General features: G+C 73.6%; 15 protein-coding genes. 10 read left to right on the top strand and 5 right to left on the bottom strand.

Features of this window, described 5'->3' with window-relative positions; all coding sequences use genetic code 11:
- Window positions 1-28: 28 nt before the first annotated feature.
- Window positions 29-184, bottom strand: coding sequence for a hypothetical protein (locus ACQPYA_RS26675; RefSeq protein ID WP_433529800.1), 156 nt, complete (start codon window positions 182-184; stop codon window positions 29-31).
- A 139-nt stretch (window positions 185-323) separates the two neighbouring features.
- Here ACQPYA_RS26675 and ACQPYA_RS26670 point away from each other — a divergent pair, with 139 nt between their 5' ends.
- The 9 genes from ACQPYA_RS26670 to nudC all read left to right on the top strand — a co-directional run bounded on the left by ACQPYA_RS26670 (window position 324) and on the right by nudC (window position 13348).
- The gene (locus tag ACQPYA_RS26670) at window positions 324-1160 is read left to right on the top strand and encodes a TIGR00730 family Rossman fold protein (RefSeq protein ID WP_433529799.1); all 837 of its coding nucleotides are present in this window, start codon (window positions 324-326) and stop codon (window positions 1158-1160) included.
- A gap of 4 nt (window positions 1161-1164) precedes the next feature.
- The gene (locus ACQPYA_RS26665) at window positions 1165-1725 is read left to right on the top strand and encodes a TIGR00730 family Rossman fold protein (RefSeq protein ID WP_433529798.1); all 561 of its coding nucleotides are present in this window, start codon (window positions 1165-1167) and stop codon (window positions 1723-1725) included.
- A gap of 152 nt (window positions 1726-1877) precedes the next feature.
- The gene (locus tag ACQPYA_RS26660; protein ID WP_433529797.1) at window positions 1878-5369 is read left to right on the top strand and encodes an ATP-dependent helicase; all 3492 of its coding nucleotides are present in this window, start codon (window positions 1878-1880) and stop codon (window positions 5367-5369) included.
- A gap of 34 nt (window positions 5370-5403) precedes the next feature.
- Window positions 5404-8820 (top strand): ATP-dependent helicase, encoded by a 3417-nt coding sequence (locus tag ACQPYA_RS26655; protein WP_433529796.1) that lies wholly within the window; start codon window positions 5404-5406, stop codon window positions 8818-8820.
- 229 nt (window positions 8821-9049) lie between these two features.
- Entirely contained in the window at window positions 9050-9253 is a 204-nt protein-coding gene (locus tag ACQPYA_RS26650) for a cold-shock protein (RefSeq protein WP_013735772.1), read from the top strand.
- A gap of 215 nt (window positions 9254-9468) precedes the next feature.
- On the top strand, window positions 9469-9657 hold the full coding sequence (locus ACQPYA_RS26645) for a hypothetical protein (RefSeq protein ID WP_433529795.1): 189 nt from the start codon (window positions 9469-9471) through the stop codon (window positions 9655-9657).
- 43 nt (window positions 9658-9700) lie between these two features.
- Complete coding sequence (locus ACQPYA_RS26640) at window positions 9701-11014, top strand: M16 family metallopeptidase (RefSeq protein ID WP_433529794.1); 1314 nt, start codon at window positions 9701-9703, stop codon at window positions 11012-11014.
- Window positions 11011-12336 carry a M16 family metallopeptidase gene (locus tag ACQPYA_RS26635; protein WP_433529793.1) on the top strand — a complete coding sequence of 442 codons (1326 nt, stop codon included), beginning with the start codon at window positions 11011-11013 and terminating at the stop codon, window positions 12334-12336. Before ACQPYA_RS26640 ends, ACQPYA_RS26635 begins: the two co-directional genes overlap by 4 nt.
- Before the next feature lie 58 nt (window positions 12337-12394).
- Window positions 12395-13348: an NAD(+) diphosphatase gene (gene nudC / locus ACQPYA_RS26630; RefSeq protein ID WP_433529792.1), complete on the top strand. Its 954-nt coding sequence runs from the start codon at window positions 12395-12397 to the stop codon at window positions 13346-13348.
- A gap of 129 nt (window positions 13349-13477) precedes the next feature.
- On the opposite strand, the gene ACQPYA_RS26625 is transcribed toward nudC, so the two are convergent.
- The 3 genes from ACQPYA_RS26625 to ACQPYA_RS26615 form a co-directional block, all read right to left on the bottom strand.
- Complete coding sequence (locus tag ACQPYA_RS26625; RefSeq protein ID WP_433529791.1) at window positions 13478-13750, bottom strand: hypothetical protein; 273 nt, start codon at window positions 13748-13750, stop codon at window positions 13478-13480.
- Between the two features lie 213 nt (window positions 13751-13963).
- Window positions 13964-14200, bottom strand: a complete 237-nt coding sequence (locus tag ACQPYA_RS26620) for a DUF397 domain-containing protein (RefSeq protein WP_433529790.1) — start codon at window positions 14198-14200, stop codon at window positions 13964-13966.
- 73 nt (window positions 14201-14273) lie between these two features.
- Window positions 14274-15254, bottom strand: coding sequence for a helix-turn-helix domain-containing protein (locus ACQPYA_RS26615; RefSeq protein ID WP_433533637.1), 981 nt, complete (start codon window positions 15252-15254; stop codon window positions 14274-14276).
- A 226-nt stretch (window positions 15255-15480) separates the two neighbouring features.
- Here ACQPYA_RS26615 and ACQPYA_RS26610 point away from each other — a divergent pair, with 226 nt between their 5' ends.
- The gene (locus ACQPYA_RS26610) at window positions 15481-16812 is read left to right on the top strand and encodes an MFS transporter (RefSeq protein ID WP_433529789.1); all 1332 of its coding nucleotides are present in this window, start codon (window positions 15481-15483) and stop codon (window positions 16810-16812) included.
- 94 nt (window positions 16813-16906) lie between these two features.
- Here ACQPYA_RS26610 and ACQPYA_RS26605 read toward each other — a convergent pair whose 3' ends face one another.
- Window positions 16907-17212 (bottom strand): hypothetical protein, encoded by a 306-nt coding sequence (locus ACQPYA_RS26605; RefSeq protein WP_433533724.1) that lies wholly within the window; start codon window positions 17210-17212, stop codon window positions 16907-16909.
- Window positions 17213-17516 lie beyond the last annotated feature (304 nt).

Below are 17516 nucleotides of genomic sequence, written 5' to 3'. Positions count from 1 at the left end.
GTGATCGACACCTGGCGGTGGCGGGCGGTCAGACGGCGGTGAGGTGGGCGCCGGTGGCGGGTTCCGCCGGCGGCTCGGGCAGGTCCTCAAGCAGCAGGCGCGCTCGGCGGCGCTCGGCCACCACGTCCTGGATGCGCCGCTGCATCTGGCGCCGGATCCGGATCCGTTCGTTGTTGGTGATCACGCTGTCTCCTCCCCCGAAGCCCGCGTGCCGGGGCATACCCGGTATATGAATAGTAAGACGTACGGGAAAGCGATTTGGTTGCACAAGATCGCGAAGTGTTTGCCGGGTTCGCCGGCCCGACTCCACTACGGTTGCTCCCATGACTCAGAGCAACCGCCGCGAACCGGGACGGGAGCGGCATCGCGGTGCCGTCACACTGCGTCGACAGGCGATCCCCACCAGCACCGCTGATCAGCGGTTGCTGGATTCGCGGGCGCGCGCCGACTGGAAGACCAGGGACGCCTGGCGGGCGCTGCGGATACTCTCCGAGTTCGTCGAGGGCTTCGACACCCTCGCCGACCTGCCGCCGGCGGTCAGCGTGTTCGGCTCGGCCCGGAGCAAGCCGGAGAGTCCGGAGTGCCAGCTCGCCGAGGCGATGGGTGCGGCCCTGGCCCGGGCCGGTTACGCGGTGATCACCGGTGGTGGTCCCGGCGTGATGGAGGCGGCCAACCGCGGTGCGATCGAGGCCGGCGGGCTCTCCGTCGGCCTCGGCATCGAACTCCCCTTCGAGCAGGGCATCAACGACTGGGTCGACCTGGCGATCGACTTCCGCTACTTCTTTGCCCGCAAGACCATGTTCGTCAAGTACGCCCAGGCGTTCGTCGTGCTGCCGGGCGGCTTCGGCACCATGGACGAGCTGTTCGAGGCGCTCACCCTGGTGCAGACCGGCAAGGTCACCCGGTTCCCGGTGGTGCTGATGGGCGTGGACTACTGGCAGGGCCTGCTCGACTGGCTGCGGGACACCATGGCCGGGGAGGGCAAGATCGGGCCGGTCGACCTGGATCTGATCTGCGTCACCGACGACGTGGCCGCGGCGGTGCGGCACATCGTGGAGGCCGAGGCCGCCCTGAGCTCCGAACAGGAGGCGGTACGCGAGGACGCCGTGGCCCGTACCGCCGCCGATCAGCAGGCGGCGGCCGACCGGGCGGAGCGCTGAGCAGGTGGCCGCCATCTGCGTGTTCTGCGCCTCCTCCCGGAGACTCGACCGGCGCTGGCTCGACCTCGCGGCGGCCACCGGCGCGGAGATCGCCCGTCGCGGTCACACCCTGGTCAGTGGCGGCGGCTGCGTCGGGATGATGGGCGCGCTGGTCGACGGCGCCCGCTCGGCGGGCGGCCGGACGATCGGCGTGATCCCGCAGTCGTTGGTCGATCTGGAGGTCGCCGATCTCGCCTCCGACGAACTGCTGGTCACCGAGTCGATGGCCAGCCGGAAGATCCTCATGATCGACAAGTCGGACGCCTTTCTCACCCTGCCCGGTGGGCTCGGCACCCTCGACGAGCTCTTCGAGGTCTGGACCACCGCCACGCTCGCCCTGCACCACAAGCCGATGGTGCTGGTGGACACCGACGGCTTCTACGCCCCACTGCTCGACTGGCTGCGCAACCTGACCGACCAGGCATTCCTCAAGCCCGCCGGCTTCGACCTGCTCCGCCTCGCCGACACCGTCCCCACCGCCCTGGACCTCCTGGAATCCCGCCTCACCCCGCCCCACCCCCGGTAGCCGTCTCCCCGTTCCGCCGATCATGCAGTTGTGGTGCCGTGCAAATGACCTGTCTCATGACAATTCGCCCGCCACAACTGCATGATCGACACGGGGCGGGGGGTAAGTGTGGCGGGTCGGGGTGTGTCGCAGGGACGTGATGGGATGGCGGGATGCAGGCGTACCGGTTGGTGCGGCGGCCCGCCGGGCCGACCGAGGGGAGCGGCCCGCTCACCGGGCGTCCCACCGCCCAGCCGGAAGCCGCCCCCGGGCAGGCGGAGGTGGTCGCGCACACCGACGGGCCGCTGCTGGTCCTCGGCGGACCGGGCACCGGCAAGACCCGCACGCTCGTCGAGGCGGTCGCCACCCGGGTGGCCGAGGGAGTCGATCCGGAGCGGATCCTGGTCCTCACCTTCAGTCGGCGGGGCGCCACCGACCTGCGGCACCGGATCGAGGCGCGGATCGCCGCGGGCGGGCAGCGGGTGCTGCGCGAGCCGCTGGTGCGGACCTTTCCCGCGTACGCCTTCGGGCTGTTGCGGCGGGCCGCCGCCGAGCGGGGTGAGCCGTCACCCCGGCTGCTCACCGGCCCCGAACAGGATCTGATCATTCGCGAGCTGCTGGACGTGGTCGGCGAGGAGCCCGGCGACGACCCGGTCGGCTGGCCGGAGGAACTGCGCCCGGCGTTGCGTACCCGGGCGTTCGCCGCCCAGCTGCGCGACCTGTTGATGCGCGCGGCCGAGCGCGGGGTGGGCCCGGTCGAACTGGCCCGGCTCGGCGAGAAGCTCGGGCGGGCCGACTGGCCGGCCGCCGCCCGGTTCATCCGGGAATATGTTGCCGTGCTGGCCCTGCGGGACGTCGCCAACCGGGGTTCGGTCGCGTACGACCCGGCGGAGCTGGTCCGGGCGGCCACCGGGATGCTGCGCGACGACCCGGAGCTGCTGGCCGCCGAGCGACGCCGGTTCGCCCACGTCTACGTCGACGAGCTGGCCGACACCGACCCCGCCCAGCTCGATCTGCTGGACACGGTTGCCGGTGGTGGCCTGCCACTGGTCGCCTTCGCCGACCCCGACTCGTCCACCTACGCCTTCCGGGGCGCCGACCCCGGTGGCGTGACGGCCTTCCCGCACCGGTTCCGGACCGCCTCCGGCGCGCCCGCCGCGCAGGTGCTGCTGACCATCAGCTACCGCGCCGGTGACCGGCTGCTGGCCGCCGCGACGCGGCTGGCCCGGCGACTGCGCGGCCCGGCGGCGCACCGTCGGTTGCGTCCCCTGGCGGACGCGCCACCGGGCTCGGTGGAGGTACGCACCTTCCGCTCGGCCACCAGCGAGGCGGCCTGGCTGGCACACGCCCTGCGCGAGGCGCACCTGCTCGGCGGGTTGCCCTGGGCGGGGATGGCGGTGCTGGTCCGCTCCACCGGCCGGCAGCTTCCCGGGCTGCGCCGTGCGCTGCACGCGGCCGGCGTGCCGACCGTGGTGCACGGCGAGGACCTGCCGCTGCACCTGCAACCGGCGGTGGCGCCGCTGCTGCTCCTGCTGCGCTGCGCGCTGGAGCCGGAGCGGCTCGACGAGGAGGCCGCCGTCGCGTTGCTGCATTCGCCGCTCGGCGGCGCCGACCCGCTGGCCGAGCGGCGGCTGCGGCAGGGCCTGCGGGCCCTCGCCCTGGCCGGCGGCGACCGCCGGCCCTCCGGTGAGCTGATCGTCGAGGCGCTGCGCGACCCGGCCGAGCTGGCCGGCGTCGAGCGGCGCTGGGCCGAGCCGGCGCAGACCGTGGCGGGGCTGCTGGCGGTGGCCCGGGAGACGGCCGGTCGGGCCGGCGCCACCGTCGAGGACGTGCTCTGGGCCGTCTGGCGGGCCAGCGGGCTGACCGAGCTCTGGTCCGCCGCGTTGACCCGGGGCCCGGCCGTGGCCGGCGAGGGCGATCTCGCCCGGCGACGGCGGGCCGAGGCGGCCGACCGTGACCTCGACGCGGTGATGGTCCTCTTCGATGCCGCCGCCCGGTTCACCGACCGGCTGCCGGGCGCGCGTACCGAGGTCTTCCTCGATCACGTGCTCGGTCAGGAGCTACCCGCCGACACCCTCGCCCCGACCGCCGACCGGCCCGACGCCGTCCGGCTGCTCACCGCGCACGCCGCCAAGGGCCTGGAGTGGGACCTGGTCGCGGTGGTCGGGGTGCAGGAGGGCGTCTGGCCGGACCTGCGGCTGCGCGGCAGCCTGCTCGGTTCGGAGCGTCTCGTCGACGTGCTGGCCGGCCGGTCGGACAGCACCGGCCGGGTCGCCACCCTGGTCGGGCAGACCTCCGCCCTGCTGGACGAGGAGCGGCGGCTGTTCCACGTCGCGGTGACCCGGGCCCGACGTCGGCTGCTGGTCAGCGCGGTCGCCTCGGCGGCCGTCGGCGGCGACGACCACGAGGAGCAGCCCAGCCGCTTCCTCTACGAACTCGGCCGCACCGACCCGATTGACGACGAACCGGCCGCGGACGAGGGCTCCGGCGGCCCGCCGGAGCGGCCGGCGGCGGAGCCCGGACCACCCGGGCAGCCGCCGCCGAGCGGCGGACCGGCGGGCCGCGCCGGGCCGGCGGCGGTCGGCCCGGCGAGCGAATCCGACCTGATGGGAGGGCCCGACGACGGTACCGCCGGGCCGCGCACGCTGCCGGTGAGCCGGCCGCCACGGGCACTCACCCTGCCGGCGCTGGTGGCGGAGCTGCGTACCGCGCTGGCCGACCCGGCGGCCCCGCCGGCCCGGCGGCGCGCGGCAGCGGCCGAGCTGGCCCGGCTGGCCGCCGCCGGGGTCTCCGGGGCGCACCCCGACGACTGGTGGGGGCTGCGGCCGCTCTCCGACGACCGGCCGCTGGTGGACGACGGTGAGCCGGTCCGGGTCACCCCGTCGGCGATGGAGAGCGCGCTGCGGTGCAGCCTGCGCTGGCTGCTGGAGCGGCATGGCGGCAGCGCGCCGGCCAGCACGGCGCAGGGCGTCGGCAACCTGGTGCACGCGGCGGCGATGCTCGCCGAGAACGCCAGCGTCGACCGGGGCGCGTTGCTGGACTATGTCGCCGCCCGGTTCGACGCGATCGAGCTGGCCGCCCGCTGGATGGTCGGGCCGGAGCAGGTCCGTGCCGAGGCGATGGTCGACAAGCTGCTGCGCTGGCTGGCCGCGAATCCGCGCCGGCTGCTCGCCATCGAGCACGAGTTCGCGGTACGCCTCGACGACCCGCACCGGCCGGTCGAGCTGGCCGGCCGGGTGGACCGGCTGGAGGTCGACCAGGAGGGTCGGCTCGTGGTGGTGGACCTGAAGACCGGCAAGTCCACCGCCATCACCGAGCGTGAGGTGGCCGAGCATCCGCAGCTGGGCGCGTACCAGGCGGCGGTGGAGGCGGGGGCGTTCGCCGAGTTCGGCGACGAGCCGGGCGGGGCGGCGCTGGTGCAGCTCGGCACCGGCGCGAAGGACGCCCGGGAGCAGGCCCAGCCACCCGCCACCGACGGGCCGCAGGCTGGTTGGGCGACCGCGCTGGTCCGCCGCACCGCCGATACGATGGCCGCCGCCACCTTCGCCGCGGTCGCCAACTCGAAGTGCCGGGTGTGCCCGGTGCGCACCAGCTGCCCGGTCTCCGGGCAGGGGCGGCAGGTGGTCGAGCCGCCGACCGTCCGGCGCCCGGAGCCGGGGGAGTAGCCGTGTCAGCACCGGTGAAGCGCGAGGAGTGAGCTTGCGAGCCCCGCAGTCGCGAACGAAGAAGGCGCAGCCCGCCCTGTTCGACCCCGCCGCCCCGGCACCCCGGGCGGCCGACGCCGGTCCCCGCTACACCCCGGTCGAGTTGGCCAAACTGCTGGGCCGGCCGGCACCGACCCGGGAGCAGGCGGCGATCATCGCCGCGCCGGTGGAGCCGCTGCTGGTGGTCGCCGGCGCCGGTTCGGGCAAGACCGAGACGATGGCCGCCCGGGTGGTCTGGCTGGTGGCCAACTCGTACGTCCGGCCGGAGCAGGTGCTCGGCCTCACCTTCACCCGCAAGGCCGCCGGTGAGCTGGCACACCGGGTGCGTACCCGGCTCGACCAGCTGGTCCGCCGGCTCGGCCGGCGCGGGCGCGACCCGCTCGACGATCCGCTGGCCGGCGATCCGACGGTGGCCACCTACCACTCGTACGCCGGGCGGATCGTCACCGAGCACGGCCTGCGCGCCGGCTACGAGCCCTCCACCCGGCTGCTCACCGAGGCGTCCCGCTGGCAGCTGGTCGACCTGATCGTGCGCAACTACGACGGGGACATGTCCGAGGTGGACCGGATGCCCAGCACGGTCACCGACGCGGTCCTCGCGCTCGCCGGTGAGCTGGACGACCACCTGGTCGACCCGGACGATCTGGCCGCCTGGACGGGCCGGTTCTTCGCCGACGTGCAGTCCCGCCCGGGTCGGGTCTACGCCGACGTGCGCAAGGCCCTCGCGCTCCAGCAGGTCCGGTTGAAACTGCTGCCGCTGGCGCGGGCGTACGCCCGGCGCAAGGACGACTTCGAGGCGATGGACTTCGCCGACCAGCTCGCCCGGGCCGCCCGGGTGGCCCGGGACCATCCGGGCGTCGGCGAGATCGAGCGCGGTCGCTACCGGGTGGTGCTGCTCGACGAGTACCAGGACACCAGCCACGCCCAGGTGGTGCTGCTCGGCGCGCTGTTCGGCGGCGGGCACCCGGTGACCGCCGTGGGCGACCCCTGCCAGTCCATCTACGGCTGGCGGGGGGCCAGCGCCGGCACCCTGGACCGCTTCCCGACCGAGTTCGCCCGCGCCGACGGCGAGCCGGCCCGGGTGCTGGGGCTGACCACCAGTTGGCGCAACCGGCCGGAGATCCTCGCGGTGGCGAACGCGTTGGCCACCCCGCTGCGGGCGGCCGGCGCCCGGGTGCCCGAGCTGCATGCCGCGCTCAGCGTCGACGAGCCCGTCCCGCACCGCAGCCCGCGCGGGTCCGCCGCCGGCACCGTGCACTGCGCGCTGCTGCCGACCTACGCCGACGAGGCCGACTGGATCGCCGACAGCCTGCTGGCCGCCTGGCGGGGCGCGGCCGGGATGCCCGGCGCGATGCCCGAGCAGATCCCGGTCACCCGCCGCCCGACGACCGCGGTGCTGGTCCGGCTGCGCAGCCAGATCCCGGCGATCGCCGACGCGCTGCGCGAGCGCGGACTGCCGGTCGAGGTGGTGGGCCTGGGCGGCCTGCTGGACACCCCGGAGGTGCGGGACGTGGTGTGCACCCTGCGGGTGCTCTCCGACCCGACCGACGGCGCGGCGCTGTTGCGCCTGCTGACCGGTGCCAGGTGGCGGATCGGGCCGCGCGACCTGGTCGCCCTGCACCGCCGGGCGAAGGCCATCGCGGTGGCCCGCCGCCGGCTCGCCGACGACGGCGCCCCGGAGATCACCCCGGACCGACTCGACGAGGCGACCCTGGTCGAGGCGCTGGCCGACCTCGGCCCGGCGCAGGCGTACTCGGCCGAGGGGTACGCGCGGTTGCGCGCGTACGCCCGGGAGCTGGGCCTGCTCCGATACCGGCTGGACCAGTCGTTGCCGGAGCTGATCGCGGACATCGAGCGGACCACCGGCCTGGACGTGGAGGTGGCGGTACGGGCCGGCCGGGACGGTGCCGGCGACGCCGGCCTGGCCCGGGGTCACCTGGACGCGCTGGGCGACGTGGCCGCCCGGTTCAGCGGGGAGACCCCGGGCGCCACGCTCGCCGGTTTCCTGGCCTACCTCGCCGCCGCCGAGGACGAGGAGCGGGGCCTCGCCCCGGGCGAGGTGGAGGTGGTCGAGGGCGCGGTGCAGATCCTCACCGCGCACGCCGCCAAGGGGCTGGAATGGGACGTGGTCGCGGTGGCCGGGCTAAGCCGGGGGGTGTGGCCGGGGCCGGTGCGCAACTCCGACCACTGGCTCGGCGGGCTGGGTGTGCTGCCGTTCCCGCTGCGCGGCGACGCCGACGGCCTGCCCGAGCTGGCCCTGGCCGAGGCCGACGACCAGCGCGCCGTGGCCCGGGCGGTGACGGACTTCACCGACGCCTGGCGGGCGCACGACGAGCGGGAGGAACGGCGGCTGGCGTACGTGGCGGTGACCCGTCCACGCCGCCTGCTGCTCTGCTCCGGGCACTGGTGGGGCGAGGGCACCAAACGGCCGCGGGGGCCGTCGGCGCTGCTGCGCGAGGTGCACGACGCCGGCCTGGACGCCGGCGACGGCCACCTGGTCGACGAATGGGCGCCGGAGCCGACGCCGGACGCGGTGAACCCGACCACCGAGGTGGTGCTGCGGGCCGAGTGGCCGGCGGACCCGCTCGGCGTACGCCGTCCGACGCTCGCCGGGGCGGCGGGGCTGGTGCGCCGCTTCCTGACCGACGGCGAGCCGGCCGGCGGCGGCACCGACGGCGAGCCGGGCGGCGGTGGTGACGACGCGGGTGCGCCGGTGCCGGACCCGGAGGTGGCCCGGTGGCGGCGGGAGGCCGACCTCTTGCTGGCCGAGCGGGCCGAGCTGAGCCAGCTCTCCGGTCCGATCGACGTGGCGCTGCCCGAGCAGCTGTCGGTGACGCAGTTGGTCGCGCTGCGCCGGGATCCGGCGGCGCTGGCCCGGGCACTGCGCCGCCCGCTGCCCAGCGAGCCCAACCCGTACGCCCGCCGGGGGACCGCCTTCCACGCCTGGCTGGAGCAGCGGTTCGGGGCGGACCGGCTGCTCGACACCGACGAGCTGCCCGGGGCGGCGGACGCCGACGCCGCGCCGGACGAGGCGTTGGCCGAGCTTCAGCAGCGTTTCCTGGCCAGCGAGTGGGCGGACCGGACGCCGATCGAGGTGGAGGTGCCGTTCGCCACCGTGATCGGCGGCGTGGTGGTGCGCGGCCGGATGGACGCCGTGTTCCGCCGGCCCGGCGACCGCTTCGACGTGGTCGACTGGAAGACCGGTGCCCGCCCGTCCGGCGCGGCGGCCGAGGTGGCCGCGGTGCAGTTGGCGGTCTACCGGCTGGCCTGGGCGGAGCTGGCCGGCGTGCCGGTCGACCGGGTCGGCGCGGCCTTCCACTACGTGCGGGACGGGACGACCGTCCGGCCGGCGGACCTGCTCGACGTCGACGGGCTGACCGGGTTGCTCGCCGCGGTCCCGGAGCTGTCCTGAGTTGGTGGCACTCGGCCGGATCCGTGCTATGGTGCCCGCGTTGCAGTTTTGGTTACCAGCTCTGTGTGCGCCTGGCGGATTGTGGCCCCAGGCGCACTTTGTTGTGTCCGGATCTCCGGGCGGGGCGACCAGCAGCGACAGGCGTTCCGGGCAGGTCCGCGCGGAACATTCCTCTTTCGGCCCCGTAACAGGTACGGGTCCGACGTTCCGTCAAGGAGACGAAACAAGCATGGCTATTGGCACCGTCAAGTGGTTCAACGCTGACAAGGGCTTCGGCTTCATCACCCCGGACGGCGGCGGCGCCGACGTCTTCGCCCACTTCTCGGCGATCCAGTCCTCCGGCTACCGGAGCCTGGACGAGAACCAGCGGGTGGAGTTCGAGGTCGTCCAGGGCCAGAAGGGCCCGCAGGCGGAGAACATCCGTCCGCTCTGATCCGTACGGATCGCCCGCGACGGCCGGGCCACCGCCGGTGCACGTTCGACCGGTGGCGGCCCGGCCGTCCGCACCTGGACACCCGGCGATGGAACCCTGAGTCGGTAATCAGCCGTCCAACCGTCGGGTGGGCGACTGTCACCACCGCCCGGCTGGGAAAGGCTGGGCCAGGGGGATGAGCCGGGGGGATCGGCTCGGTGCGGGGAGGGACGGCCATGGTGGGTTCCGCAGCGGTGCGGGAGCTGCTCCTGGTGGTCGCGGTGGCGGCCGTCGGGCTGCTGCTCGCGGTGGCGGCGGCGTTCGCGCCGTGGCCGGTCACACCGGGCGGGTCCGCCCCGTCCGGCCTGGTGGAACTGCACGGCCCCCCGGCTCCGACCGAACGGCCGGGCAACGCCGTCGGCTGATACGTGCCTTCGCCGGGAGCGCGGAGGCGTTAGGGTCGGATCCGTGCCGACGCGCAGAGCGAGAATCCCAGCGACGAGGTATCCGGTCGAGCGGTTCACGCTCGACAACGGCCTGCGGGTGGTCCTCGCCCCCGATCGCAGCGCCCCGGTCATCGGGGTGGCGGTCGTCTACGACGTCGGCATACGTTCCGAACCCGAGGGGCGCACCGGCTTCGCCCACCTCTTCGAGCACCTGATGTTTCAGGGCTCGGAGAACCTGGAGAAGCTCGCCCACTTCCGGCACGTGCAGGGCGCGGGCGGCACCTTCAACGGCTCCACCCACCTGGACTACACCGACTACTTCGAGACCCTGCCGAGCAACGCCCTGGAGCGGGCGCTCTTCCTGGAGGCCGACCGGATGCGCGGCCCCCGGCTGACCCAGGAGAACCTGCGTAACCAGGTCGACGTGGTCAAGGAGGAGATCCGGGTCAACGTGCTCAACCGGCCCTATGGTGGGTTCCCCTGGCTGACCCTGCCGCCGGTGATCTTCGACACCTTCCCCAACGCGCACGACGGCTACGGCTCCTTCGACGACCTGGAGTCGGCCACCGTCGCCGACGCCGCCGACTTCTTCCGGCGCTACTACGCCAGCGGCAACGCGGTCCTGTCGGTCAGCGGCGACATCGACACCACCGAGGCGGTGACGCTGATCGAACGGCACTTCGGCGACGTGCCGGCCCGGCCCGCGCCCGACCGGCCGGACTTCGCCGAGCCGGAGCTGACCGTCGAGCGGCGCGCGGCGTACACCGACAAGCTGGCCCCGCTGCCGGCGGTGGCCTCGGCGTGGCGGGTGCCCGACCCGATCGGCGACTTCGCCGCCTACCTGCCGTACGTGGTGCTGGCCGAGGTGCTCACCGACGGCGACGCGTCCCGGCTGGTCGAGCGGCTGGTCCACCGGGACCGGGCGGTGACCAGCGTGGGCGGCTACCTGGGCTTCATGGGCGACCCGTACGACGTACGCGACCCCACCGCCCTGCTGCTCCAGTCGCACCTGCCGCCCGGTGGCGACGTCGACAAGGTGCTGCGCACCCTCGACGAGGAGCTGGACCGGCTCGCCACCGACGGGCTGACCGACGGCGAGCTGGCCCGCACCCAGGCCCGGATGGCCACCCACCTGCTACGTGACACCGACGCGGTGCTCGGCCGCGCGCTCCGGATGGCGGTGCTGGAGCAGCAACGCGGTGAGCCCGGCCTGCTCGGCGAGCTGCCCCGGCTGGTCGGTGAGGTCACCGACGAGCAGGTCCGCGCCGCCGCCGCCACCCTGCGGCCAGAGCGCCGCGCGTCCATCGAGGTCATTCCCGGAGGTGCAGTCCAGTGAGCGTGCGACCGCTGCCGCCGCTCGGCCCGACCCGCCGGCTCAAGCTGCCCGGCCAGGCCGAGCGCACGCTGGGCAACGGGCTCACCGTGATCGTGGTACGCCGACCGGCGGTTCCGCTGGTGGAGCTGCGGCTCTGGATGCCCTTCGGCCGGGCCAACCTGGCCCGCGGGCACCTGCTCGCGCAGACCATGCTCTCCGGCACGGAGACGATGACCAGCATGCAGATCGCCGCCGAGCTACAGAGGATCGGTGGCGGGCTCTCCGCCGGTCTCGATCCGGACCGGCTGATGCTCTCCGGCACCGGCCTGGCCACCGGGCTGGACCGGATGCTGGAGATCCTCGCCGAGGTGCTCACCGGCGCCACCTATCCGGCCAAGTGGGTGGAGGTCGAGCGGGACCGGCTGGTCGACGGGATCCAGGTCGCCCAGAGCCAGCCGGCGCACCTGGCCCGTACCGCGCTGCTCAAGCGGATCTACGGTCGGCACCCGTACGCGGTGCAGACGCCGGACCCGGAGCAGGTCCGGGCGGTCCGGCCGGCGGCGCTGCGTACGCTGCACGGCCAACGGGTGCATCCGGCGGGCGCGGTGCTGGTGCTGGTCGGCGACGTGCGTCCGGAGCGGGCGCTGGACGCGGCCGAGAAGGCCCTCGGCGGCTGGAACGGCGACGGGCACGCCGCCGAGCTGCCCCCCGCTCCGCCGCTGGAGCCGGGGCCCCTGCTGCTGGTCGACCGGCCGGGGTCGGTGCAGTCGTCGCTGCGGGTGGCGTTGCCGGCGGTGCCGCGGACCCATCCGGACCACGCCGCGCTGCAACTGGCCAACCTGATCTTCGGCGGCTACTTCTCCTCCCGCTGGGTGGAGAACATCCGCGAGGACAAGGGCTACACGTACGGGCCGCACTCGCTGGTCGAGCATTCGGTGGCCGGTTCGGTGCTGGTGGCCGCCGCCGAGGTGGCCACCGAGGTGACCGCGCCGGCACTGCTGGAGACCAGCTACGAACTGGGCCGGCTCGCCACCGTGCCACCCGGGCCGGACGAGCTGGAACAGGCCCGCCAGTACGCCCTAGGCACGCTGCAACTCGGCATCTCCACCCAGGCCGGGCTGGCGTCGTTCGTCAGTGCGTACGCCGGCAGCGGGCTGCGGCTGGACTTCCTCTCCGAGCACGCGGCCCGGCTGGCCAAGGCGAGCGTCGAGGACGTGGCCGAGGCGGCGGCCCGGTATCTCGCCCCATCGCGGGCGGTCACCGTCGTGCTCGGTGACGCCGAGCGGATCGCGCCGTCGCTGGCCACGCTGACCTCGATCGACACCAAACCGGTACGCCCATGAGCGAGCGGATCACCGGTGCGGTGCCTCCTGGCGGTACGCGGCGCGGCGGAGCGCCGGCATGAGCGAGCGGGGGGAGATCACCCCGCCGTTGGCGCGGTCGACGCTGGATCGGGCGGCGCATCGGCGTACCGATCCGGGGTGGTTGGCGCAGGCATGGGCCGGGGCGCGGGTGCTGGTGCTCGACGTCGAGGCCGGCGGACGGGCCCTGGTGCGTACCGACACCCCGGTGCCGGCGCTGGTGTTGGTGGAGGCGGACGGCCTGCCGCCGGCGCTGGCCACCGAGGCGATGTTCCTCGGTGTGGAACCGGACGGGGTGCCGGTCTTCTGCGTGCACACCACGCTGGCGGCGGTGCCGGAGACCCGCCCGGCCCACCTGCGGGAGATCGGGCACCTGCTCGGCGACCGGGACGCGGGGCTGTTCACCACGGCGCTGGCCCTGACCAACTGGCACCTGCGCCACCTCTACCACCCGATCACCGGCGCGCCGACCCGTACGGACGAGGCCGGCTGGTCCCGGGTGGACGCCGGAGGCGAGCGGGTGTGGCCGCGTACCGATCCGGCGATGATCGTGCTCGTGCACGACGGCGTCGACGGCGTCGACGGGCGGTGCCTGCTGGGCAACAACGCCACCTGGCCCAGCGCCGAGGGTCGACGCCGCTTCTCCTGCCTGGCCGGGTACGTGGAGCCGGGGGAGTCGGCCGAGGCCGCGGTGCTCCGGGAGGTACGCGAGGAGGTCGGCGTCCCGGTGGCCGACATCGCGTACGCGGGCAGCCAGGCGTGGCCGTTTCCCGGCTCGCTGATGCTCGGCTTCCTGGCCACCGCCGACCCGGCGCATCCGCTGCGGGTCGACCCCGTCGAGATCGCCCACGCCCGCTGGTTCTCCCGGCAGGAGATCGGCTTGGCGCTGGCGGGCCGGGCGGTCGACGTGGGCGATGATGCCCGGCTGTTGCTGCCCCCGCCGTCGTCGATCGCGTTGTTCCTGATCCACCGCTGGTTCGACGGGCACTGCTGATCGGGGTGCGGCCCCGACCCGTGACCGTCGTTGCCGCGGCGGACACGGGCCGGGGACACGGGCCCGTCGTGGTCGGCTGGGCAGGAACACGGCGGGGGAGCCGGTCGACCACGACGGACGTCGGGTGGGTCAGGTGTCGGGCGCGTCCGGGCGGGCCCGACCGTGCCCCGGATCGTCGAGTGGCAGCACCTTGACCCGCTGCTTGCCGGAGCGTACGGCGCCGACCGTGGCGATCGCCCGGGCGAGCAGCAGCGCGGCGTCGCGGTCCTCGGCGTGGACGACCTGGCGGCGCGGCTCGGGCCGGGTGGTCTCGTCCCGCAGCCGGTGACCACAGGCCCAGGCGGCCGTGATGTCGGTCTCGGCGGCGGAGCGGATGTCGGTGCGAACGATCAGGAACCGCATGTGGGTCTCCGGATGTGCCGCGACGGGTGGAACGGTGGAAGTTCCATGTCACTACGCCGCCATCGTACGCCCGGCCGGCATCCCAGCAAGTCAAACGCGCCCATTTGTTCGCAGGCCCGACCGATCATCCGACCCCTGGTCACCGGGGTTGTCGGGGATGGACGACGACGGGGCCGCCGGCAGTTGCCGGCGGCCCCGCGAGGCGTCGGGACGCTAGTTCCGGTCGAACTGTCCGTCCTTCGCACCGGAGATGAAGCCCAACCAGCCGGCCCGGTTGAACAGCAGCACCGGGCCGCCGCGGTCCTTGCTGTCCCGCAGTGCCATCGCGGCGGGGCCGGTACGCAGTGGCGCGACCTCGACGCAGTTGGAGGTCTGGCTGCGCGTGCTGGTGCGCCAGGGGGCATGCGCCAGCTGGGCGAGGACGGACGGCGTGTTGCGGATCTCGTTCATCGTTGCGCTCCTGAGTGTGAACCGAACCGATGGGACGAGTGGCGCACACGTCCCGACGTCGGCTCCCGGTCGGTCACCGCTCCGTCAGGCGCCCGGAGTACCCGCGGCGCTGGACCGGCGCCGTTGCCGGGCCATTCACCACAGTGGACGGGATCACCGCCCCGGACAGCCGCCCCGACGACTCCATCAGCCAGGAGAGGGTGTCCGTTGCGGAGAGCGCCGCCGTGCATAGCCACTCGAACACCACTTTATAGCGATTTAGGGCGATTGCCTCGGTCGACATGACGTCGGTGAAGCCGCCTTCGATGGCCAGCGTCTCCGGATCGAGCGGGTCGGCGAACCGGTAGAGCGAGAAGGCGGTCGGTGGTAAGTACCACCGGCCGATCGGGGTGTCCCGGGGCAGCACGTGCAGCGTCACGTTCGGCAGCATGGCCAGCTCGCACAGCTGCGCCAACTGCTCCCCGAGCACCTTGGGCGGGCCGGCCCGGTGGCCGAGCGCGGTCTCCTCCAGCACGGCCGTGTACCGCGGCGCATCGGTCTCCCGAAGGAGCAGCGACTGCCTCGCCAGCCGGGCCTTGATCTCGGTCTCGATGTCCTCCTCGACCTCCGGACCGCCGGCCTCCTGGTCGACCAGCCGGGCCGAGGAGATCCGTACCCGGGCGTACCCGGTGGTCTGCAACAGCCCCGGCACCAGCACCGGGTTGTACTCGGAGATCTCGGCACAGCCCGCCTCCAGTTCGGCGAAGCCACGCTGCTGCTGCGTCATCGCCGGATAGCTTTTCAGCCAGCCGCGTATGTCGCCGGCCTCGTGCGTGAAGCCGAGCAGCTCCACCCGGAGCGCCTCGTCGGCGTGGTAGAGATCGAGCAGTTTGCGGACGTCCTGCGGGTCCGGCCGGCTGCGACCGTTCTCCAGCCGGGACAACTTGGATGCGGAGGCCCAGCCGAGGTGGTCGATGACCTGGTCCCCGGTGAGGTGGGCGGTCTCGCGCAACCGGCGCAGTTCGACGCCGAGCCGGCGACGTCGCAGGATCGGGCTGGGTGCGGCAGGAGGCACGGTGTCCTCTTTTCCGTCGACCGCCGTGAACACGACGGTAACTGTATGAAACTCGCCCCCCACGGTCAGTATGGACGTCGCGACCGGCGCCGGAGGTACCGGCGAGGGGCGTGTCATCAGAAATGCGGACACCTGACACCGGACGGAGATGCCACGACCTGCGTCGCCGGACCCCGGCCGAGCTGTCTGCCGCGCCCGAGTCGCGCCACCCCCCCCGGAGGGACCAATGCGCACCGTCCTGAGTCGCCCGGACTTCCGCCTGCTCTTCGGCGGACTGCTGGCCAGCATGACCGCCGAGTCGATCCTGCTGCTGGCGCTCGCCATCTGGGTGAAGGACCTGACCGGATCGGACGGCCTGGCCGGCGCCACCATCTTCGTGATCCTCGCTCCGCGGATGCTCGCGCCGCTGGTCGGCTGGTTCGTCGACCGGTATCCACGGCGGCCCCTCTTCGTGGCGACCAACCTCACCACGGCGCTGCTGCTCACCCCGCTCTTCGCGGTCCGCGACGCGGGCCACATGTGGATCATCTACGGCGTGGCCGCCCTCTACGGCCTGTCGAACCTCACCGTCGGCGCGGTACTCAGCCGACTGATCCGGGAGCTGGTCCCGTCCGATCTGCTCGGTGAGGCCAACGGCGTACTCCAGACGGTCCGTCAGGGGCTGCGGCTGATCGGCCCGCTGGCCGGCGCCGGGCTCTACGCGGCCCTCGGCGGCTGGATGCTGGCCGCCGTCGGGATGGCCGGTTTCGTGCTCGCCGCCGCCGTGGTCGGCACGCTGCGGGTGGCCGACACCCCGGCCCAACCGGCCGACGCGCCTCCGATCGGCGCGCTTCCGGCCCGCGCTGTCGGTGGCGGCACACGGGTGGGGCGCTGGCCGGTCGAGCTGGTCGCCGGGCTCCGCCACCTCGCCAGTGAACCGGCGTTGCGTCGGGCGTTGGTCGGCTACGGGCTCGGCTCGCTGGTGATGGGCTTCACCGAGTCGCTGATCTTCGCCTACGTCGACCGGGGGCTGGGCCGGGACGCGGCGTTCGTCGGCGTACTCGTCACCGTGCAGGGCATCGGCGGGCTGGTCGGCGGGCTGTGCTCGGCGGCGGTGCTGCGTCGGGTGGGCGAGCTGGGCACCCTCGCCGCCGGGGTAGCGTTCTTCGGACCCGCCGCGCTGGCACTGGCGTACCCGAATCTCTGGCTCGGCTTCGCCGCGGTGCTGATGGCGGGCGTCTCGCTGCCGCTGACCCTGGTCGGGCTGCACACGCTGATCCAGCGACGGACCCCGCCCGAGCTGACCGGCCGGGTCGCCGCCGCCGCCGAGGCCGCGATCAGGTGCCCGCAGGCGTTCTCGATCGGCGTGGGTGCCCTGGTCGTCGGCGTGCTCGACTACCGGTTGGTCTTCGCGTTGGTCGGCGTCGCCACCCTGCTCGCCGGCGCCTACCTCTGGCGCGGCCGGCAGCTGAGCCCGCCGACCGGCCCATCGGGGCGTTTCCGCGTCCCGGCGCCGCGCCCGGCCCCCGAAGACCGCAACGTCAAGGTCAGCACCCTCGCCCGTAACCCGGGCCGCTGACCGCTCCCCGGCGGCATGGTTGGGTACATCTGTTGCGCCTATGGCGACAACAGATGTACCCACCACGAACGGTTCCCTTGTACACGAAACGAAGCTACGTCGTGTACTCCAGCTCGGTCCGCGCGAGGCGGCGCAGCGTCTCGGCCATCCGACGAACGTCGAGGCTCTGGAGGTACGCGACCAGCGCGTCGCGGGTGTCCGCGATGATGCCGGACAGGGCGTCCCCGTGAATGTCGCCAGGTAGGAGGATCTGCCGGAAAGCCAGTTCTCCGATCACGCCGCCGGCCAGTTTCTCGGCGATCCAGTAGGGTGTGCGCTCGCGGATGGCGAAGGTCAGGTGCAGGCTGGGGCGATCTGCCGCGTTGAAGGGGTTGTGCACCCAGCCTCTCGGCAGGAGCATCGACTGCCCTGGCCTCAGGTACCTGCCCGGCGCGGGGATGATCAGCAGCCATCTCCAGAAGATCGATCGCTTTTACGGCGCGCTGCAAGGGCAGCGCTCCTGACTCGGCGGGCAGGGTGTGGACGACGGCGAACTCCGCCATCCCCAACCACTCCGGTTCGTCTGTCAGCAGCGCCGCGACCGCCCAACACTGTTGGGCAGACAACATCGCAAGATCGGAATGTCCGAGATACTTCGCCGCGAACGTCGCGGCATACGTCACCCAGACCAGGCGCCGGACCGACACCGGATCGTTCCGCTTGCC

Origin of the sequence: Micromonospora sp. CA-263727 (genome assembly GCF_050942455.1) — a bacterium.
Classification (GTDB): Bacteria; Actinomycetota; Actinomycetes; order Mycobacteriales; family Micromonosporaceae; genus Micromonospora.
The sequence above is the reverse complement of the archived record's forward strand: the minus strand, read 5'-3'. Positions and strand labels throughout refer to the sequence as shown.